We start from the raw sequence: 16210 nt of genomic DNA, 5'->3' as shown, positions 1-16210 counted from the left end.
CGGACACGGTAGGCTCGGCCGCATGACCGCCCTACCGCCCGACCTGCCCGCCTCCGAGGAGGCGCCCGACTCACACGCCGCGCCCGTCGCGCCCGCCGTGCCCGACATGCCCGACGCGCCCGCCGACGTCTGGGACCGCCGCTACGCCGCGCACGCGCTGAGCCAGCAGGAGCCCTGGCTGAGCGGCTGGCAGCACCGGCTGCCCGGCGTGCGGCGCGCGCTGGACATCGGCTGCGGCGACGGCTGGGAGACGGCCGCGCTGCTGGAGATGGGCGTGGACGTCACCGCGATGGACATCTCGGCCGAGGCGCTGGCGCGCTGCCGCCAGCAGTCGCCACGCGCCCGGCCCCTGCTGGCCGACGTGCGCGCGATGCCGATGCTGCGCGACGGCGAGTTCGACCTCGCGGTGGCGCAGCTGTCGCTGCACTACTTCGACCGCGAGGACACGCGCCGCGCGCTGTGCGAGATCGCCCGGGTGCTGGCCGACGGCGGCAAGCTGATCGGCTGCGTCAACGCGTCCGACGACTGGCACTACGGCGCGCCCGACGACGCGTCGGACTGGCGGCTCGTCGTCGTCGACGGCGTCGCCAAGCAGTTCTTCACCGAGGAGAAGCTGCGCGAGGCGCTCGCGCCCTGCTTCGACATCGAGCACCTGGCCAAGCGCACGCTGAGCCGCTATGGCAAGCCGAAGTCGGTGTGGGAGTTCTTCTGCGGCCGGCGGCCCGCCACTGACACGGGCGCCACCGACGGCGACGGCGGCGATGTCGGTGTCGACGGCGATGTCGGTGTCGACGGCGCCTCGACGGGACCTGCGCCCTCGGCCTGACGCCGACCGCGGCTCAGGGCCGCGGCGTCCGCGGCTCGGGAGACCCGAACCATTCCTGCCGGTAGCTCTCCCGGTAGCCCAGCCGGTCGTCGACGCTGCCCAGCACCGGCAAGGCCTGCAGCAGCTGCGTCGTCACCGCGATCGGCTGCGCGACCCGGCCGCTGGGCGGCTGCGAGGCGAAGGCCCGCCGCAGTTCATCGGCCAGCTGCCAGCCCTGCAGGCCGGTGGGTTCCGCGATCGTGGCCAGCTGCATCGAGCGGCCGGAGCGGATCCGGCTCAGCGCCAGCCGCGAGCCGTCGCCCGCGGCGATGCCGACGACATCGGCGCGATCCATCGCGCGGAGCGGGAAGCTCAGCGAATCCATGTAGACGTCGTTGATCGCCAGCACATGGGTCCAGCGCGCGCCGAAGCGCCGCTGCAGCCGCGTCAGCGCCGCGGGCATGTCGCGCGCGGCGCTCGAGATCGGCAGGTCCTCGATGGCCAGGACCTCGCAGCGCGCGCAGCGCTGCAGCCCCTCGGCCATGCGCCGGGTCTTGACGTTGGCGATCTCGAAGCGGCTGTCGCCGAAGATCACCACGCCCACGCGCGGCCGTTCGGACTGGGTCGCCAGCTCCACCGCCATGTCCGCGACCGCCGTCGGGTCCGAGGTGACGTTGGCGTAGAGCAGCGAGGTCGCGCCGGGCCGGGATGCCGCGTGCCAGCCGACCAGCACCGGCCGCGCCGCGCCGTGCTCCTGCGGCAGCAGGTCGGCGACGTCGGATTCGTTGAAGCCGCCCAGCACGATGCCGTCCGGACCGGTGGCCAGCGCGCGGCCGAACTCCGCGCGCAGCCGGGCGCGTTCGCCGCCGCCGTTGCTGACCTGCAAGGTCCAGCCGAGTTCCCGGCAGGCTTCCTCGAAACCGCGGAAGACCGCGGCGATGCCGCCGTTGCGGAAGTCCTGCGCGATGAAGGCCACGCGGCGCGGGCGCTCCTTCGCGGCGGCGGGCGTTCCCTGCGACCCCTGTGTCGCGTGCGCCGCCTGGCTCGCGGCGAGCACGAGGCTCGCCAGGCCCAGCAAGGCGCGGCGGGACAGGCCGGCATGGCGGCGGACAGTCATCGGTGTGGTCTCCTCGGGGCGCGATCTTGCGCCCGTCGGGACCGTTGCGCCATCGCGCGGCCACGGGGGGCCGGCAGGCCGCCGGAGGTCGGAGGTCGGCGGGCCGCGTGGCTGGCGGTTTGGAGCCGGCGGCTTGGGGCCTCCGGGCTGCGGGCATGCTCAGCGGCCGGCGCGCCCGCCGGGGCCCTTCCCGGTGGACGCCAGCGCCGCGGGCGGCACGTCGTCCAGCGTCTTCAGGAACGCGACGATGTCCCGGATCTCGGGCTCGCTCAGCGACGGCTTGTCGCCGGGTTCGCCGCCGAACGGGCGCTCGCGGTTGAGGTTGCCTTCGTACTTCGCCGGCAGGTCGGCGTCCTTGCGCGCGCGGCCCTTGGCGTCGCGGCCGTAGACGCGCGCCGGGTCCGTGTCGCGCAGCGCGTAGAAGCGCACCGCCTCCTCCAGCGAGCGCATCGCGCCGTTGTGGAAGAACACCCGCCGCGTCGCCACGTTGCGCAGCGACGGCGTCTTGAACAGGCCGCAGTACTCGGGGTGGTCCTTCAGGTCGGTGCGCAGCGGGCCGCAGGTGCCCAGGTCGTGGAAGGCCGGGTCGCGGTTGGCCGGGATGGCCGGGTTGCGGGGCACGCCGATCGCGATGTGGCCCATGTCGGTGAACAGCGGGAACGCGCCGCGCTTGATCACGCTGACGTGGCACGACGCGCAGTTGCCCTTGCCCTTGTCCTCGAAGAGCGCCAGCCCGCGGGCCTCCTGCGGCGTCAGCACGCCCTTGCCGCGCAGGTAGGCGTCGTAGCGGCTGCTGAACGGCGCGAAGTCCTTGGGGTTCTGCTGGAACACCTCCAGCGCCAGCACCAGCGCGTTCCAGGCCAGGCCCGCGTCGTCGAACAGGCGCGGCCCGAAGGCCTCGCGCAGCGCGGCGGCGTTGGGCGATCCCGCCATGCGCCGCACCACCGCGCCGCGGTCGGTGTTGGCCATCTCGAACGGTGACAGCAGCGGCGCCTCCGCCTGCTCGTGCGCGGACGCGGCGCGGCCGTCCCAGGCGAAGCCGCCGGTGGGGCCCTGGTCGAGGCTGTCGTCGCCGTCGTTGTCGAAGAAGCGCTCCGAGAACTGCGGCGTCTGCTGCCGGTACATCAGCGACGGCACCGCGCGCAGTCCCGGCACCGCGCCGCTGGCGCCGCCGGGCTGCACCGGCAGCGCGTTCGGCGGGCCGTAGGCATGCGCCGGGTCGTGGCAGGACGCGCACGCCATCGCGCCCGAGGCCGACAAGGTCTTGTCGAAGAACAGCTTGCGGCCGAGCTCGGTCAGCGCGTTCGCATCGGGCTTGCGCTCGAAGGCGGTCGCGTAGAACGGCCGCGCGGCGGTGGCCGAGGCGGAAGGAGACGCCGTGGCGACCTTCACGACCGCGGCGGCCGGCACGGGGGCCGGCGGGTGGGCGTCGCCGGGCGCGGCGGCGTGGCCGAGGCCGATCCCGAAAGCCAGGCAGGCGACGGCGCCGCCCGCGACGGCGGCGGCAGTGAACCAGGACGGCGGGGCGCGACGCGCACGGCGGGTGGCGGGGATGGGGGAAGCGGTCGGGTCGATCACGGTGGTCAGCAACGAAACAGCAACGGATTCACGGAATCACGCAAGGTTCTTAACGCATCTCTCACGCGCCACGCAGGAACTGTGCGCAAACAACGGTGTACCGGCACGGAATGACACGGACGTGTCATGCGGCGAAACGAAGCTGCGCGCCGTTCGCCATTCCCCTGTTGGAGCTAGCCACATGAAGATTTCCTCCCGTGCCCCGCGCCTGACCCTGGCGCTGACCCCGCTCGCGCTCGGCGCGATGCTGATGCTGGGCGGCTGCCTGGGCAAGGACGACGATGCCGCGTCCACGGACCCGACCGCGCAGCTGCAGAGCAAGGTGCAGAACATCGTCGTGATCTACGCCGAGAACCGCGCCTTCGACAACCTGTACGGCAACTTCCCCGGCGCCGACGGCCTGGGCACCGTGGTCGGCAGCGACGGCAAGCCGACGGCCGCCTACATCGCGCAGAAGGACCGCAACGGCCAGGCGCTGGCGACGCTGCCGCCGGTCTGGGGCGGCGTGACGGCGCCGGGCAGCGCGGTGACAGTCTCGCAGGCGCAGAGCGCCGGCCTGGCCAACGCGCCGTTCAACATCGGCACCGCCTTCAAGGCCAGCGCCAACGCCACGATCGACGGCTCCGTCGTCACCCGCGACCTGTATCACCGCTTCTTCGAGAACCAGATGCAGATCAACGGCGGCAAGAACGACATGTTCGCCGCCTTCGCCGACTCGGGCGGCCTGGTGATGGGCTACTTCGACTACAGCGGCTCGCCGCTGTACAAGCTGGCGCAGCAGTACACGCTGGCGGACCACTTCTTCCAGGGCGCCTTCGGCGGTTCCTTCCTGAACCACCAGTACCTGATCTGCGCCTGCGCGCCGGAGTACCCGAACGCCGACACGGCCGCGGCCAAGCCGACGATCCAGGTCGTGGACAAGAACGCGGACGGCTCGTACACGAGCAACCTGACGCTGGCGGGGACGAGCAAGGCCTCGGCGCTGGACGGCGCGCCGACCTTCGCGGGCTCGGGCAACATCACGCCGGCCAACTACTTCGGCGACAACAAGTTCTACGCGGTCAACACGATGCAGCCGGCCTTCCAGCCCAGCGGCAACGGCCCGGCCGACCTGAACGGCAACGACGCGCTGTTCGCGGACGCGTCGAAGAACACGACGCTGCCGGCGCAGACGCAGAAGAACATCGGCGACCTGCTGAGCGCCGAGAGCGTGAGCTGGGCCTGGTACGCGGGCTCGTGGAACGCGGCGGTGAAGGACGGCCAGCAGGTGGCGACGGCCAAGCGCACGGTGATCTACGCGGGCAATGCCAACGGCGTGGCGGCGACGGACGCGGTGGACTTCCAGACGCACCATCACCCGTTCAACTTCTACGCCAACATGGACCCGGTGAAGAACGCGACCGATCGCGCGACGCACATGAAGGACTACGACGACCTGGTCAAGGACGCGGCGGCGGGTTCCTTGCCGGCGGTGACGTTCTACAAGCCGGAGGGCCTGTACAACCAGCATCCGGGTTACGCGAACATCGTCAACGCGGACCAGAAGATCGCCGACCTGGTGGCCAAACTGCAGGCCAGCCCGCAGTGGAAGAACATGGTCATCGTGGTGACCTACGACGAGAACGGCGGCCAGTGGGATCACCTGTCGCCGCCCAAGGGCGACAAGCTGGGCCCGGGCACGCGGATCCCGGCGCTGATCATCTCGCCCTACTCGAAGAAGGGCACGGTCGACCACACGCAGTACGACACCGCTTCGGTGCTGCGCCTGATCACGCGCCGTTTCGGCCTGGACCTGCTGCCCGGCCTCAAGCAGCGTGACGACGCCCTCAAGGCGGCCGGCGGCCAGCCGATGGGCGACATGACCGCGGCGCTGGATCTCCAGCAGTAAGCGGAAGGCACCGTCCCCGGTGCCTCGACCCGAAGTCAGCCCTTGTAGACCCGGAAGTACTGCAGCTTCATCGAGCCCTGGACGGTGCACCCGTTGATCGACACGGTCACGGGGGCGCCGGTCTGCATGGCCAGGAGCAGCGAGGCGTAGGTGCGCCGGCCTTCGGCGGTGTCGCCGTTGTCGAAGCGGACTTCGGTGTCGGGCGCGCGGGGGCAGCCGGAGGTCTGGCCGAAGGGGGCGCCGTCGAGGGTGACGAAGCAGGTGTTGTCGGTGTTGTGGCAGCCGATGCTGAGCACGCGGCGGAAGCCGACTTCCTGGGCCGAGGCGGACTGGGCGGCGAAGAGCGTGGCCGCGACCAGCGCGGCTTGAGCGAATGCGACGTGGCGCATGGGTTCTCCCTGTGGTTGTGGATGCCCTGTCGGGCGGCGCGCATTGTGCCCGCGCGCGATGTAGCGGCTGATGACGGCGGCGGTGTCGCCGGGCGTCGAAGACCCTGCGCCGGACCCCGGCGAATCTTTTCGCTTGCAATTACTTTGCGTGCGAATTAAATTTCGCTCCATGGCACGCACCACCACCTCCAAGCAGAAGTCGACCGGCAAGGTCGACGCCGCGGTCCCGCTGGAGATCGACCAGCAGCTCTGCTTCGCGATCTACTCGACGATGCTGGGGCTGAACAAGGTCTACCGCGAGCTCCTCAAGGACCTGGAGCTCACCTACCCCCAGTACCTCGTGATGCTGGTGCTGTGGGAGCGCGACGGCCTGACCGTCGGCGAGATCGGCGAGCGCGTGTTCCTCGACTCCCCGACCGTGACCCCGCTGCTCAAGCGGCTGGAGGCCGCGGGCCTGGTCAGCCGCGACCGCCCGCCGCAGGACGAGCGCCAGGTGTTGATCACGTTGACCGACGCCGGCCGCGCGCTGCGCAAGCGCGCCATGCACCTGCCGCAATGCATCGTCGACGCGTCGGATTCCGACCTGGCCGAGCTGATGGACCTCCGCGACCGGCTGCTGACGCTGCGCGAGCGGATGGCTCGCAAGTCCGCCGGCTGAGCTCCGCGTCCCCCCGACTTCAAGCCATGCTCGACCGCCCCAAATACTTAGCACACGAATAATTCGCAAACGCAAGACAACCCGTTTTCATCCACCACCACGCAACGCCCCGTCACCTCTCACCCCCCGCCTCTCACCCCACCTCTCACCCACCCCCCTGAAGGAGCCCACCATGAACGCACTCGCTTCCCTCGCCCGCCAATCCCGCCGTCAGCTGCTGGTGCTGTCGACGCTCGCCGTCGCCGCCGTCGGCGCGGTGTCCACGCCGGCCCTCGCGGCCGAGGCCAAGGCCGCTCCCGCCAAGGTCGCCGGCGCCCAGCCCGCGGGCAGCTTCATCACGACCAAGGACGGCGTGCAGCTCTACTACAAGGACTGGGGCCCGAAGAACGGCCAGCCCGTCGTCTTCAGCCACGGCTGGCCGCTGAACTCGGACAGCTGGGAGTCGCAGATGATCTTCCTGGCCGACCAGGGCTACCGCGTGATCGCCCATGACCGCCGCGGTCACGGCCGCTCCAGCCAGCCGTGGGACGGCAACGACATGGACCACTACGCCGACGACCTGGCCACCGTCATCGAGACGCTGAACCTGAAGAACGCGGTGCTGGTGGGCTTCTCCACTGGCGGCGGCGAAGTCGCCCGCTACATCGGCCGCCACGGCACCTCGCGCGTGGCCAAGGCGGTGCTGGTCTCGGCGGTGCCGCCGATCATGGTGAAGTCGGACAAGAACCCCAACGGCGTGCCCAAGGAGGTCTTCGACGGCATCCGCGCCGCGCAGCTGGCCAACCGCTCGCAGCTCTACAAGGACATCCCCGCCGGTCCGTTCTACGGCTTCAACCGCCCGGGCGCGAAGGTCTCGCAGGGCCTGATCGACAACTGGTGGTTCCAGGGCATGCAAGGCGGCCACAAGAACACGTTCGACTCGATCAAGGCGTTCTCCGAGACCGACTTCACCGAGGACCTGAAGAAGTTCGACAAGCCCACGCTGGTCATCCATGGCGACGACGACCAGATCGTGCCGATCGACACCGCCGGCCGCGCCTCCGCCAAGCTGATCAAGGGCGCGCAGCTCAAGGTCTATGAAGGCGCGCCGCACGGCCTGACCGACACGCACAAGGACCGGCTCAACGCCGACCTGCTGGCCTTCATCCGCCAGTGAGCCTCCGGTCGTCGGGAGACGACCGCTCCGCCCTTCCCCCACCTTCGGGGGAAGGGAGACGTGGGATTTCGGCATGCGATTCGTTTGGTACGCTCGGTGATCTTTCCGATGGCCGGCGCACCGAGGCGCCGGCACGTGGACCCTGCCGATGCCGATTCCCCTCCCGCCCTCCTCCTTGTTGCCGCACGTGCGCGTGTTCGAACTTCAGGCCGAGGACGAGGACCTTCTCCAACGGTTCTACGAGCGCAACCCGCTGTACTTCGAGGAGGTCAACGGCCTCCCCCCGCGGGTGGACGAAGCGCGTGAGGAGATCCGCGACGTTCCCCCCGAAGGCTGGAGCTTCAGCGCCAAGCGGCTGCTCGGTTACGCCGACGAGAGCGGCGAGCTGGTCGCGATGGCGTCGCTGGTGTCGGACCTGATGGCGCCCGGCGTGTGGCTGGTGGGGCTGTTCATCGTGGCCACGTCGCTGCACGGCTCGCCGGCCGCTCGCGAGATCTACGCCGAGCTCGAGCGCTGGATGCGCCGCCACGGGGCGGCCTGGGTGCGGCTGGGCGTGGTGGTCGGCAACCGGCGCGCCGAGCGCTTCTGGGAACGCCAGGGCTTCGTCGAGGTGCGCCGCCGCGACGGCCTCACGATGGGCGAGCGCGTCAACGCGCTGCGCGTGATGGTCAAGCCGCTGGACGGCGGCCGGCTCGACGACTACCTCGCGCTGGTGCCGCGCGACCGGCCCGGCGAGGCCTGAACCAGCGCCCCCCGCGGCCTCCGCATCGAGGCCGGCGCCGACGCCAGGGCCAATGCAAAAGGGCTCCCGAGGGAGCCCTTCTTCGTGGGGAACGCGCCCGGCGGCGCGCCGCGTCATTCGCCCAGGTAGGCCGCGCGCACCTTCGGGTCGTTGAGCAGCGCCTTGCCGTCGCCCTTCATCGTGATCGCGCCCGACTCCATCACGTAGCCGCGGGTGGCCAGTTCCAGCGCGCGGCTGGCGTTCTGCTCGACGAGCAGCACGGTCACGCCCTGCTGGTGGATGTCGTTCACGACCTCGAAGATCTTGTCGACCATGATCGGCGACAGGCCCATCGACGGCTCGTCCAGCAGCAGCAGCTTGGGACGCGCCATCAGCGCGCGGCCCATCGCCAGCATCTGCTGCTCGCCGCCCGACATCGTGCCGGCCAGCTGCGCGCGGCGTTCCTTCAGCCGCGGGAACAGGCCGAAGACCTTCTCGATGTCGGCCTCGATCTCCTTGTCCTTGCGGATGAACGCGCCCATCTGCAGGTTCTCGGTGATGGTCATGCGCGTGAACGTGCCGCGGCCCTCCGGCACCATCACCAGGCCCTGCTTGGCCAGGTTCCAGGCGCCCTGGCCCTTGATCGAGCGGCCGAGGAACTTGATGTCGCCCACGGCCACCGGCTGCAGCCCGGTGACCGCCTTGAGCGTGGTCGTCTTGCCCGCGCCGTTGGCGCCGATCAGCGAGACGAGCTCGCCCTCGCGCACGTCGAAGTCCACGCCCTTGACTGCCTGGATGCCGCCGTAGGCGACCTTGAGGCCCTCGACCTGGAGGAGGATGTTGTCTGCCATCTTTTCAGTTTCCATGGGTCGGGATCAGGGGGCCGCGTGGGCCGCTTCCTGCGCCGCGTGGGCACCGAGGTAGGCCTCGATCACCTTGGGATTGCGCTGCACCTCCGCCGGCGTGCCGGAGGCGATGAGCTTGCCGTAGTCCAGCACCGACACGTGGTCGCACAGGCCCATCACCAGCTTCACGTCGTGCTCGATCAGCAGGATCGTGCGGCCGTCGTTGCGGATGCGGTCGATCAGCTCGCGCAGCACGACCTTCTCGGTCGCGTTCATGCCGGCGGCGGGCTCGTCCAGCGCGATCAGCTTCGGATCGGTCGCCAGCGCGCGCGCGATCTCCAGCCGGCGCTGGTCGCCGTAGGACAGCGTGCGGGCCTTGAAGTCGGCGTGCTTGGCGATGCCCACGTACTCCAGCAGCTCGCGGGCGCGGGCGGTGATGTCGGCCTCTTCCTTCTTGAAGCCGGGGGTGCGGAACACCGCGCCCATCAGCCCCGAGCGGGTGCGCACGTGGCGGCCCACCATCACGTTCTCCAGCGCGGTCATCTCGGCGAACAGCCGGATGTTCTGGAAGGTCCGCGCGATGCCGGTCTTGGCGACCTGGTGCACCGCCTGCGGCTTGTAGGGCTGGCCGCCCAGCTCGAAGGTGCCGCCGTCGGGCACGTACAGCCCGGTGATGACGTTGAAGAAGGTCGTCTTGCCGGCGCCGTTGGGGCCGATCAGGCCGTAGACCTGGCCTTTCTTGATCTCGATGCCGACGTCGGAGAGCGCCTGCAGGCCGCCGAAGCGCTTGGACGCGCCGGCCACTTTCAGTACGGTTTCAGTCATTGTTTCTCGCTCCTCGCACGGGTCAGGCGTTGATGGTGCTGCCGGCGTTCGCAGGCGGCTGCGACCCCGGCGGCAACGGCCGCGACTTGCCGTGCTCCGGCGACGGCCACAGGCCGCGCGGACGGATCAGCATGATCGTGATCATCGCCAGCGCGATCAGCAGCTGGCGCAGGATGGCCGCGTCCAGGCGGCCGTCGGTCATCTCCTGCAGCGGGCCCGCGACGTAGCGCAGCACTTCCGGCAGCGCCGCCAGCAGCAGCGCGCCCAGGATCACGCCCGGGATGTGGCCGATGCCGCCCAGCACGACCATCGCCACGATCATCACCGACTCCTGCAGGCTGAACGACTCGGGCGAGACGAAGCCCTGGAAGGCGCCGAACATCGAGCCGGCCACGCCGCCGAAGGTCGCGCCCATGCCGAACGCGAGCAGCTTCATGTTGCGGGTGTTGATGCCCATGGCCTTGGCGGCGATCTCGTCCTCGCGGATCGCCATCCAGGCGCGGCCGATGCGGGAGTTCTCGAGCCGGTAGCAGATCACCACCGACGCGATCACCAGCGCCAGGAACAGGTAGTAGTACATCGACACCGAGTTCACGGCGAAGCCCAGGATCTCGTGGTTCTGGCTGAACTCGAAGCCCAGGAAGTGCACGCCGTCGATCTGGCCGATGCCGCGCGGGCCGTTGGTGATGTTCAGCGGGTATTCCATGTTGTTCAGGAACACCCGGATGATCTCGCCGAAGCCCAGCGTCACGATGGCCAGGTAGTCGCCGCGCAGCTTCAGCGTCGGCGCGCCCAGCAGCACGCCGAACAGCCCGGCCAGCAGCGCCGCCAGCGCGATCGCCAGCAGCAGCGGCAGGTGCAGCCCCTGCGGGAAGGCCGCGGCGATGTGCTCGAAGTTCTCGGCCAGGTGCGGGCTGTTGAGCAACGCGAACAGGTAAGCCCCGACCGCGTAGAACGCGACGTAGCCCAGGTCGAGCAGGCCGGCGTAGCCCACCACGATGTTCAGGCCCAGCGCCAGCAGCACGTACAGCAGCGCCAGGTCGATGATCCGGACCGGGCCGTTGCCGAAGGTCTGCGCGAACAGCGGCAGCACCAGCAGCAGCGCGCCGGCGACCAGGAAGGTGATCAGCTTGGAGGATTTGCTTTGGAACATGGTTCGGGGCTCCTCAGGCGCGGTCGGCGACGCGTTCGCCCAGCAGGCCCGACGGACGCAGCGTCAGCACCAGGATCAGCGCGATGAAGGCGAAGATGTCGGCGTAATGGCTGCCCAGCACGCCGCCGGTCAGGTCGCCGAGGTAACCGGCGCCGATCGCCTCGATCAGGCCCAGCAGCACGCCGCCGACCATCGCGCCGGCGAGGTTGCCGATGCCGCCCAGCACCGCGGCGGTGAAGGCCTTCAGTCCGGGCATGAAGCCCATCGAGTGCTGCACGGTGCCGTAGTTGGCGGCCCACATCAGGCCGGCCACCGCGGCCAGCGCGGCGCCGATGATGAAGGTCAGCGAGATCACCGCGTCAGGCTTGACGCCCATCAGCGCGGCCACGCGCGGGTTCTCGGCGGTGGCGCGCATCGCGCGGCCCATCTTGGTGTGGTTCACCAGGAACAGCAGCCCGCCCAGGATCACCACGGTCGACACCAGGATCAGCACCTGCGTCACGGTGATCACCGCGCCGCCGATCTGGATCGGGTCGGTGGGCAGCAGCTGCGGGAAGGGTTTCGGGTTCGGTTTCCAGATGATCATGGCCAGCGTCTGCAGCAGCAGCGACATGCCCATGGCGGTGATCAGCGGGGCCAGCCGCGGCGCGTTGCGCAGCGGTCTGTAGGCGATCTTCTCGATCGTGAAGTTGAGCAGCGTGCAGACCACGATCGCGCACACCAGCGCGATGATCATCAGCAGCCAGCCCGGCAGCCCCGCGCCGGCCAGCGCCGTGACGACGGTCCAGCTCACCAGGGCCCCGGCCATCAGCACCTCGCCGTGGGCGAAGTTGATGAGGTTGATGATCCCGTAAACCATCGTGTAGCCCAGCGCGACGAGGGCATACATGCTCCCGAGCACCAGCCCGTTGATGATCTGCTGAAAAAGTATCTCCATAAGGCCCCAGCATCATGTTGTTGGACACGGCTCGCGCCGCGTGACGGCCCTTCGGGGTGCAACCCCCGTGCCAGTCCGTCCGTTTCAAGGGTATTCACCGACATGGGTGCATGCGTGCGCACCCGTCGACGTTGTGTTCCCAGTCTCGGCGACGCAACGAGGTGCGGAAATCCGCACAAACCGCCTCGACAGCCGGGCGATTAGTCGCCAGCCGTAAAAAAGCCGGCCCGCCGGGTGCTTGCCGCGCGCCAACTTGGGCACACTGGGCGGCGATTTCTCGTCTTCCATGGAACCGGTCGTCACTTCCTCCTTCGCCTCCGCGTCGTTGCGTCAACGGCTGGCGTACTCCCTGGGCCGGCCCAGCTTCTACCTGTACCTGACCGGCGTGCTGATGCTGCTGGGCCTGCTGCTGGGCCACCGGCTCAGCGAGCGCGCCAGCCTGGACCAGCTCAGCGCGCTGGCCACCGAGCGGCTGGAGCTCTACGCCTCCAACCTGCAGACCGAGCTCGGCCGCCACGCCTACCTGCCCAGCCTGCTGGCGATCGACGACACGCTGGTCAAGCTCGTCGACCACCCCGGCGACGAGGCGCTGCGCAAGGCCGCCAGCCTGATGCTGGCGCGGGTGAACGTGCGCGCCGGCACGACGCAGATCTTCGTGGCCGACCCCGACGGGCGGGTGCTCGCGGCCAGCGAGCCGCTGACCCCGCCGCTGCGGCTGCAGCAGGCCATCGAGCTCGACCGCCACCACTTCTTCGCCTCCGACGCCGGCCAGGCGGGGCTGAGCGGCTCCACCAACTTCTTCCTGCTGCATCCGCTGCGGCGCAACCAGCAGCTGCAGGGCGTCATCGTCGTCAAGCTGAACCTGGCCCCGTTGGAGTCGACCTGGGTCGACCTCGGGCTGCGCTCGCAGGGGGAGCGCATCCTGGTGTCCGACGACCAGGGCGTGGTGATCATGAGCTCGGTCGAGGACTGGCGCTACGCGGTGCTCAACCGCGCCGACGTCGCGCAGCGCGACCGGCTGCAGGCCAGCGCGCGCTACCCGCGGGTGGGCCCCGACCTGAACCTGCCCGGCGCGCTGGAGGCCTACAACAGCCTGCTGGTGCGGGCGCCGGCGCCGGCCAGCACGACGCTGCTGGCGCAGGAGCGCCAGCTGCTGCCGCTGGGCCTGCGGCTGCTGGCGCTGTCGGACCTGTCCGAGGTGCGCCGCCAGGCGCGCCTGGCCGCCTGGAGCGGCGCGGCCTTCGGCGCGGCGATCGGCATGCTGCTGCTGTACCTCGCGTCGCGCCGGCGCGCGCTGCGCCAGCTCTTCCACGCCAAGACCGAATTGCAGAACGCGCATGCGCAGCTGGAGCTGATCGTGGGCGAGCGCACGGCGGAACTCCGCCAGACCAACGAGGAACTGCTCGACCAGATCGCCCAGCGCCGCCAGGCCGAGGGCGAGCTGCTGCAGACCAGCAAGCTCGCGGTGCTGGGGCAGATGTCGGCCGGCTTGTCGCATGAAGTCAACCAGCCGCTGACGGCGCTGCGCGCGCTGGCACGGAATTCGCAACGTCTGCTGGAGGCCGGTCGCACGCAAGCGGTCGCGGACAACCTGCAGACGATGGACGACATGGTCGAGCGGATGGGACAGATCACGCGCCAGCTCAAGAGCTTCGCCCGCAAGGCGGAGCCCGCGCGCGCGGCCGTGTCGCTGCTGGCCTGCGTGAACAACGCGCGGCTGCTGCTGGAGCACCGCACCCGTTCGCTGGACCTGCGCATCGACGTCGACGTGCCGCCGGGGCTGCGCGTCAGCGCCGAGTCCAACCGGCTCGAGCAGGTGCTGGTGAACCTGTTCGCCAACGGCATCGACGCGATCGCGTCGGAGCCGCCGCACGAGGGCCACGAGCGCCGGCTTCGCGTCGCCGCCGTCCCGCAGGACGAGGGCCGGCGCGTGCTGGTGCAGGTGCAGGACACCGGGCCGGGGCTCAGCGAATCGCTGCTGCCGCGGCTGTTCGAGCCCTTCTTCACCACCAAGCCCGCCGGCGAGGGCCTGGGGCTGGGGCTGGTGATCTCGTCCAAGATCGTTCACGAATTCGGCGGGGCGCTGCGCGCGCTCCGCCTGGAGCAAGGCATGAGTTTCGAATTCGACCTGGAGGTCGACACCTGGCAGGCCGAGGAGGACCAGTATGTTTGAGGGCTACAAGGTCGTGTTCGTCGAGGACGACCTGCCGGTGCGGGTCAGCCTGACGCAGACGCTGGAGCTCGAGGGATTGAGCGTCGTGCCGTGCCGCTCCGCCGAGGAAGCGCTGCCGCACGTGCAGCCCGGCGCGCAGGTCATCGTCATCACCGACGTGCGGCTGCCCGGCATGGACGGGCGCGCGCTGCTGGCGCACGTGCAGGCGACCGATCCGCAGATCCCCGTCATCCTGATCACCGCGCACGGCGACGTGAACATGGCCGTGCAGGCGATGCGCAGCGGCGCCTACGACTTCATCGAGAAACCCTTCGCGCCCGAGCGGCTGCTGGACACCGCGCGCCGCGCGCTGGACCTGCGCATGATCCGGCACTCGGCCGACGAGCTGCGCGCGCAGCTGTCGGCGGCCAGCGGCATCGAGGCCGCGCTGCTGGGCAAGTCCGCGGCGATGCAGCAGTTGCGCCGCCAGGTGCTGAACCTGGCGTCGACCTCGGCCGACGTGATGATCCTGGGCGAGACCGGCACCGGCAAGGAGCTCGTCGCGCGCTGCCTGCACGACCAGAGCCCGCGGCGCGACCGCCACTTCGTCGCGATCAACTGCGGCGGGCTGCCCGAGGCGCTGTTCGAGAGCGAGCTCTTCGGCCACGAGTCCGGCGCCTTCACCTCGGCCGGCAAGCGCCGCATCGGCAAGATCGAGCACGCCAACGGCGGCACGCTGCTGCTCGACGAGATCGAGACCATGCCGGTGCCGCTGCAGATCAAGCTGCTGCGCGTGCTGCAGGAACGCCGCGTGGAGCGCCTGGGCTCCAACGAGGAACAGCCGATCAACGTCCGCTTCATCGCCGCCAGCAAGGCCGACCTGAAGGAGATGGGCGAGCGCGGGCAGTTCCGCAGCGACCTCTACTACCGGCTCAACATCGCCACGCTCGTGCTGCCGCCGCTGCGCGAGCGCCGCGAGGACATCCCGCTGCTGTTCGAGCACTTCGTCGCGCAGGCCTGCAAGCGCTACGAGCGCGAGGCGCCCGAACTCACCCCCGACAAGCTGCGCGAGCTGATGGCCCACGACTGGCCCGGCAACGTGCGCGAGATCCGCAACGCGGCCGACCGCTTCGTGCTGGCGCTGGACGACCTGGACTCCTCGGCCGCCATCCAGGCGGTGCCCAACCTGGCGTTGGCGCGGCAGATGGAAATGGTCGAGAAGGCGCTCATCGAGCAGGCGCTGCGGCGCGCGGGCGGGAAGGTGCCGGCGGCGATGGAGCTGCTCGGGACGCCGCGCAAGACGCTGTACGACAAGCTGCACCGCCACGGGATCCAGCTCGACGAGTTCCGCTGAGAACCACGACGAGCGCGCCAGCGGGAGCCCGGTGCGCGATCGGTGTGCCGCCCTCCCGGCGCGGCGCCGGCGCACCGGCAGGGAAGAGAAATTTTCGCGGTCAGGCCGCAAAAACCCCGCCCCCATACCGCGACAGGCGATCGTCCTTCCTCGGCTGCGCATCGAGGACCGCGTTCAACTGGTCGATCGTCGCGGGCTTCACCAGATAGGCGGTCGCGCCGCGGCGGATCGCCTCCACCGCGTCCTCCGGCGCCGACATGCCGGTCAGCATGACGATCGTCATGGGACCGCCCTTCAGCGCCTCGGTCACGAAGTCCATGCCCTGCCCGTCGGGCAGCACCCGGTCCAGGATCAGCACGTCGGGCCGGCGCTCGGCCAGGCGCAGCCGCGCCTCGCCCAGGCTCGCGGCGGTCGCGGTGCTGTACCCCTCCAGCTCGAGAAGGATGCCCAGCGTCTCGCTGGATTCGAGGTTGTCATCGACGATGACGACATGACGCGGCATGGCAATCCCTGCGGCAAGAGGTCCATGAAGTGCCGTCCGGACGCGCGGGCACCGGCGGCAAGACCAGACCCCCGGCATCACGCCACGGACGTGAGATGGCGCTGGTGGGCAATCGCCGTGCCCTCGGGCG

15 protein-coding genes are annotated in these 16210 nt (G+C 70.1%); 7 read left to right on the top strand and 8 right to left on the bottom strand.

Annotation, left to right across the window (positions count from 1 at the left end; all coding sequences use genetic code 11):
• The first annotated feature begins 22 nt into the window (after positions 1–22).
• Positions 23–826: a class I SAM-dependent methyltransferase gene (locus tag N5D62_RS20825; RefSeq protein WP_279759808.1), complete on the top strand. Its 804-nt coding sequence runs from the start codon at positions 23–25 to the stop codon at positions 824–826.
• A 13-nt stretch (positions 827–839) separates the two neighbouring features.
• Here N5D62_RS20825 and N5D62_RS20820 read toward each other — a convergent pair whose 3' ends face one another.
• Together N5D62_RS20820 and N5D62_RS20815 are read right to left on the bottom strand one after the other, a co-directional pair.
• Complete coding sequence (locus N5D62_RS20820) at positions 840–1922, bottom strand: substrate-binding domain-containing protein (RefSeq protein WP_279759807.1); 1083 nt, start codon at positions 1920–1922, stop codon at positions 840–842.
• A gap of 159 nt (positions 1923–2081) precedes the next feature.
• Entirely contained in the window at positions 2082–3512 is a 1431-nt protein-coding gene (locus N5D62_RS20815) for a cytochrome c peroxidase (RefSeq protein ID WP_279759806.1), read from the bottom strand.
• Positions 3513–3681: 169 nt separating this feature from the next.
• Between N5D62_RS20815 and acpA the strand changes: the two genes are divergently transcribed.
• On the top strand, positions 3682–5388 hold the full coding sequence (gene acpA / locus N5D62_RS20810; RefSeq protein ID WP_279759805.1) for an acid phosphatase: 1707 nt from the start codon (positions 3682–3684) through the stop codon (positions 5386–5388).
• Between the two features lie 35 nt (positions 5389–5423).
• Here the strand turns inward: acpA and N5D62_RS20805 are convergent, their stop codons facing one another.
• Positions 5424–5777: a hypothetical protein gene (locus N5D62_RS20805; RefSeq protein WP_279759804.1), complete on the bottom strand. Its 354-nt coding sequence runs from the start codon at positions 5775–5777 to the stop codon at positions 5424–5426.
• 169 nt (positions 5778–5946) lie between these two features.
• Between N5D62_RS20805 and N5D62_RS20800 the strand changes: the two genes are divergently transcribed.
• The 3 genes from N5D62_RS20800 (at position 5947) to N5D62_RS20790 (ending at position 8333) form a co-directional block, all read left to right on the top strand.
• Positions 5947–6435, top strand: coding sequence for a MarR family transcriptional regulator (locus N5D62_RS20800; RefSeq protein ID WP_279759803.1), 489 nt, complete (start codon positions 5947–5949; stop codon positions 6433–6435).
• Positions 6436–6607: 172 nt separating this feature from the next.
• On the top strand, positions 6608–7591 hold the full coding sequence (locus N5D62_RS20795) for an alpha/beta hydrolase (RefSeq protein WP_279759802.1): 984 nt from the start codon (positions 6608–6610) through the stop codon (positions 7589–7591).
• Between the two features lie 148 nt (positions 7592–7739).
• Positions 7740–8333 (top strand): GNAT family N-acetyltransferase, encoded by a 594-nt coding sequence (locus tag N5D62_RS20790; protein ID WP_279759801.1) that lies wholly within the window; start codon positions 7740–7742, stop codon positions 8331–8333.
• Between the two features lie 113 nt (positions 8334–8446).
• Here N5D62_RS20790 and N5D62_RS20785 read toward each other — a convergent pair whose 3' ends face one another.
• Genes N5D62_RS20785 through N5D62_RS20770 form a run of 4 tightly spaced genes read right to left on the bottom strand, consistent with a single transcriptional unit; the run spans position 8447 to position 12072 of the window.
• Entirely contained in the window at positions 8447–9163 is a 717-nt protein-coding gene (locus tag N5D62_RS20785) for an ABC transporter ATP-binding protein (RefSeq protein WP_279759800.1), read from the bottom strand.
• A gap of 24 nt (positions 9164–9187) precedes the next feature.
• On the bottom strand, positions 9188–9982 hold the full coding sequence (locus tag N5D62_RS20780; protein ID WP_279759799.1) for an ABC transporter ATP-binding protein: 795 nt from the start codon (positions 9980–9982) through the stop codon (positions 9188–9190).
• A 22-nt stretch (positions 9983–10004) separates the two neighbouring features.
• Positions 10005–11135: an ABC transporter ATP-binding protein gene (locus N5D62_RS20775; RefSeq protein ID WP_279759798.1), complete on the bottom strand. Its 1131-nt coding sequence runs from the start codon at positions 11133–11135 to the stop codon at positions 10005–10007.
• 13 nt (positions 11136–11148) lie between these two features.
• Positions 11149–12072, bottom strand: a complete 924-nt coding sequence (locus tag N5D62_RS20770) for a branched-chain amino acid ABC transporter permease (protein ID WP_279759797.1) — start codon at positions 12070–12072, stop codon at positions 11149–11151.
• A gap of 286 nt (positions 12073–12358) precedes the next feature.
• On the opposite strand from N5D62_RS20770, the gene N5D62_RS20765 reads away from it, so the two are divergent.
• Both N5D62_RS20765 and N5D62_RS20760 read left to right on the top strand, forming a co-directional pair.
• A complete protein-coding gene (locus N5D62_RS20765) occupies positions 12359–14245 on the top strand; it encodes an ATP-binding protein (protein ID WP_279759796.1) in 1887 nt (628 codons plus the stop codon).
• Entirely contained in the window at positions 14238–15578 is a 1341-nt protein-coding gene (locus N5D62_RS20760; RefSeq protein ID WP_279759795.1) for a sigma-54 dependent transcriptional regulator, read from the top strand. Before N5D62_RS20765 ends, N5D62_RS20760 begins: the two co-directional genes overlap by 8 nt.
• Before the next feature lie 100 nt (positions 15579–15678).
• Here the strand turns inward: N5D62_RS20760 and N5D62_RS20755 are convergent, their stop codons facing one another.
• Positions 15679–16080 carry a response regulator gene (locus tag N5D62_RS20755; protein WP_279759794.1) on the bottom strand — a complete coding sequence of 134 codons (402 nt, stop codon included), beginning with the start codon at positions 16078–16080 and terminating at the stop codon, positions 15679–15681.
• Positions 16081–16210: the final 130 nt, after the last annotated feature.

This window comes from Mitsuaria sp. GD03876 (assembly GCF_029840635.1).
GTDB lineage: Bacteria > Pseudomonadota > Gammaproteobacteria > Burkholderiales > Burkholderiaceae_C > Roseateles.
This window is presented reverse-complemented; position numbering and strand designations above follow the sequence as displayed.

Excerpts from the sequence above, each read along its gene's own strand:
- N5D62_RS20820 (WP_279759807.1), bottom strand. The coding sequence starts at position 1,922 with ATGACTGTCCGCCGCCATGCCGGCCTGTCCCGCCGCGCCTTGCTGGGC.
- N5D62_RS20785 (WP_279759800.1), bottom strand. The coding sequence starts at position 9,163 with ATGGCAGACAACATCCTCCTCCAGGTCGAGGGCCTCAAGGTCGCCTAC.
- N5D62_RS20760 (WP_279759795.1), top strand. The coding sequence starts at position 14,238 with ATGTTTGAGGGCTACAAGGTCGTGTTCGTCGAGGACGACCTGCCGGTG.
- N5D62_RS20805 (WP_279759804.1), bottom strand. The coding sequence starts at position 5,777 with ATGCGCCACGTCGCATTCGCTCAAGCCGCGCTGGTCGCGGCCACGCTC.
- N5D62_RS20795 (WP_279759802.1), top strand. The coding sequence starts at position 6,608 with ATGAACGCACTCGCTTCCCTCGCCCGCCAATCCCGCCGTCAGCTGCTG.
- N5D62_RS20800 (WP_279759803.1), top strand. The coding sequence starts at position 5,947 with ATGGCACGCACCACCACCTCCAAGCAGAAGTCGACCGGCAAGGTCGAC.
- N5D62_RS20770 (WP_279759797.1), bottom strand. The coding sequence starts at position 12,072 with ATGGAGATACTTTTTCAGCAGATCATCAACGGGCTGGTGCTCGGGAGC.
- N5D62_RS20755 (WP_279759794.1), bottom strand. The coding sequence starts at position 16,080 with ATGCCGCGTCATGTCGTCATCGTCGATGACAACCTCGAATCCAGCGAG.
- acpA (WP_279759805.1), top strand. The coding sequence starts at position 3,682 with ATGAAGATTTCCTCCCGTGCCCCGCGCCTGACCCTGGCGCTGACCCCG.
- N5D62_RS20780 (WP_279759799.1), bottom strand. The coding sequence starts at position 9,982 with ATGACTGAAACCGTACTGAAAGTGGCCGGCGCGTCCAAGCGCTTCGGC.
- N5D62_RS20765 (WP_279759796.1), top strand. The coding sequence starts at position 12,359 with ATGGAACCGGTCGTCACTTCCTCCTTCGCCTCCGCGTCGTTGCGTCAA.
- N5D62_RS20775 (WP_279759798.1), bottom strand. The coding sequence starts at position 11,135 with ATGTTCCAAAGCAAATCCTCCAAGCTGATCACCTTCCTGGTCGCCGGC.
- N5D62_RS20790 (WP_279759801.1), top strand. The coding sequence starts at position 7,740 with ATGCCGATTCCCCTCCCGCCCTCCTCCTTGTTGCCGCACGTGCGCGTG.
- N5D62_RS20825 (WP_279759808.1), top strand. The coding sequence starts at position 23 with ATGACCGCCCTACCGCCCGACCTGCCCGCCTCCGAGGAGGCGCCCGAC.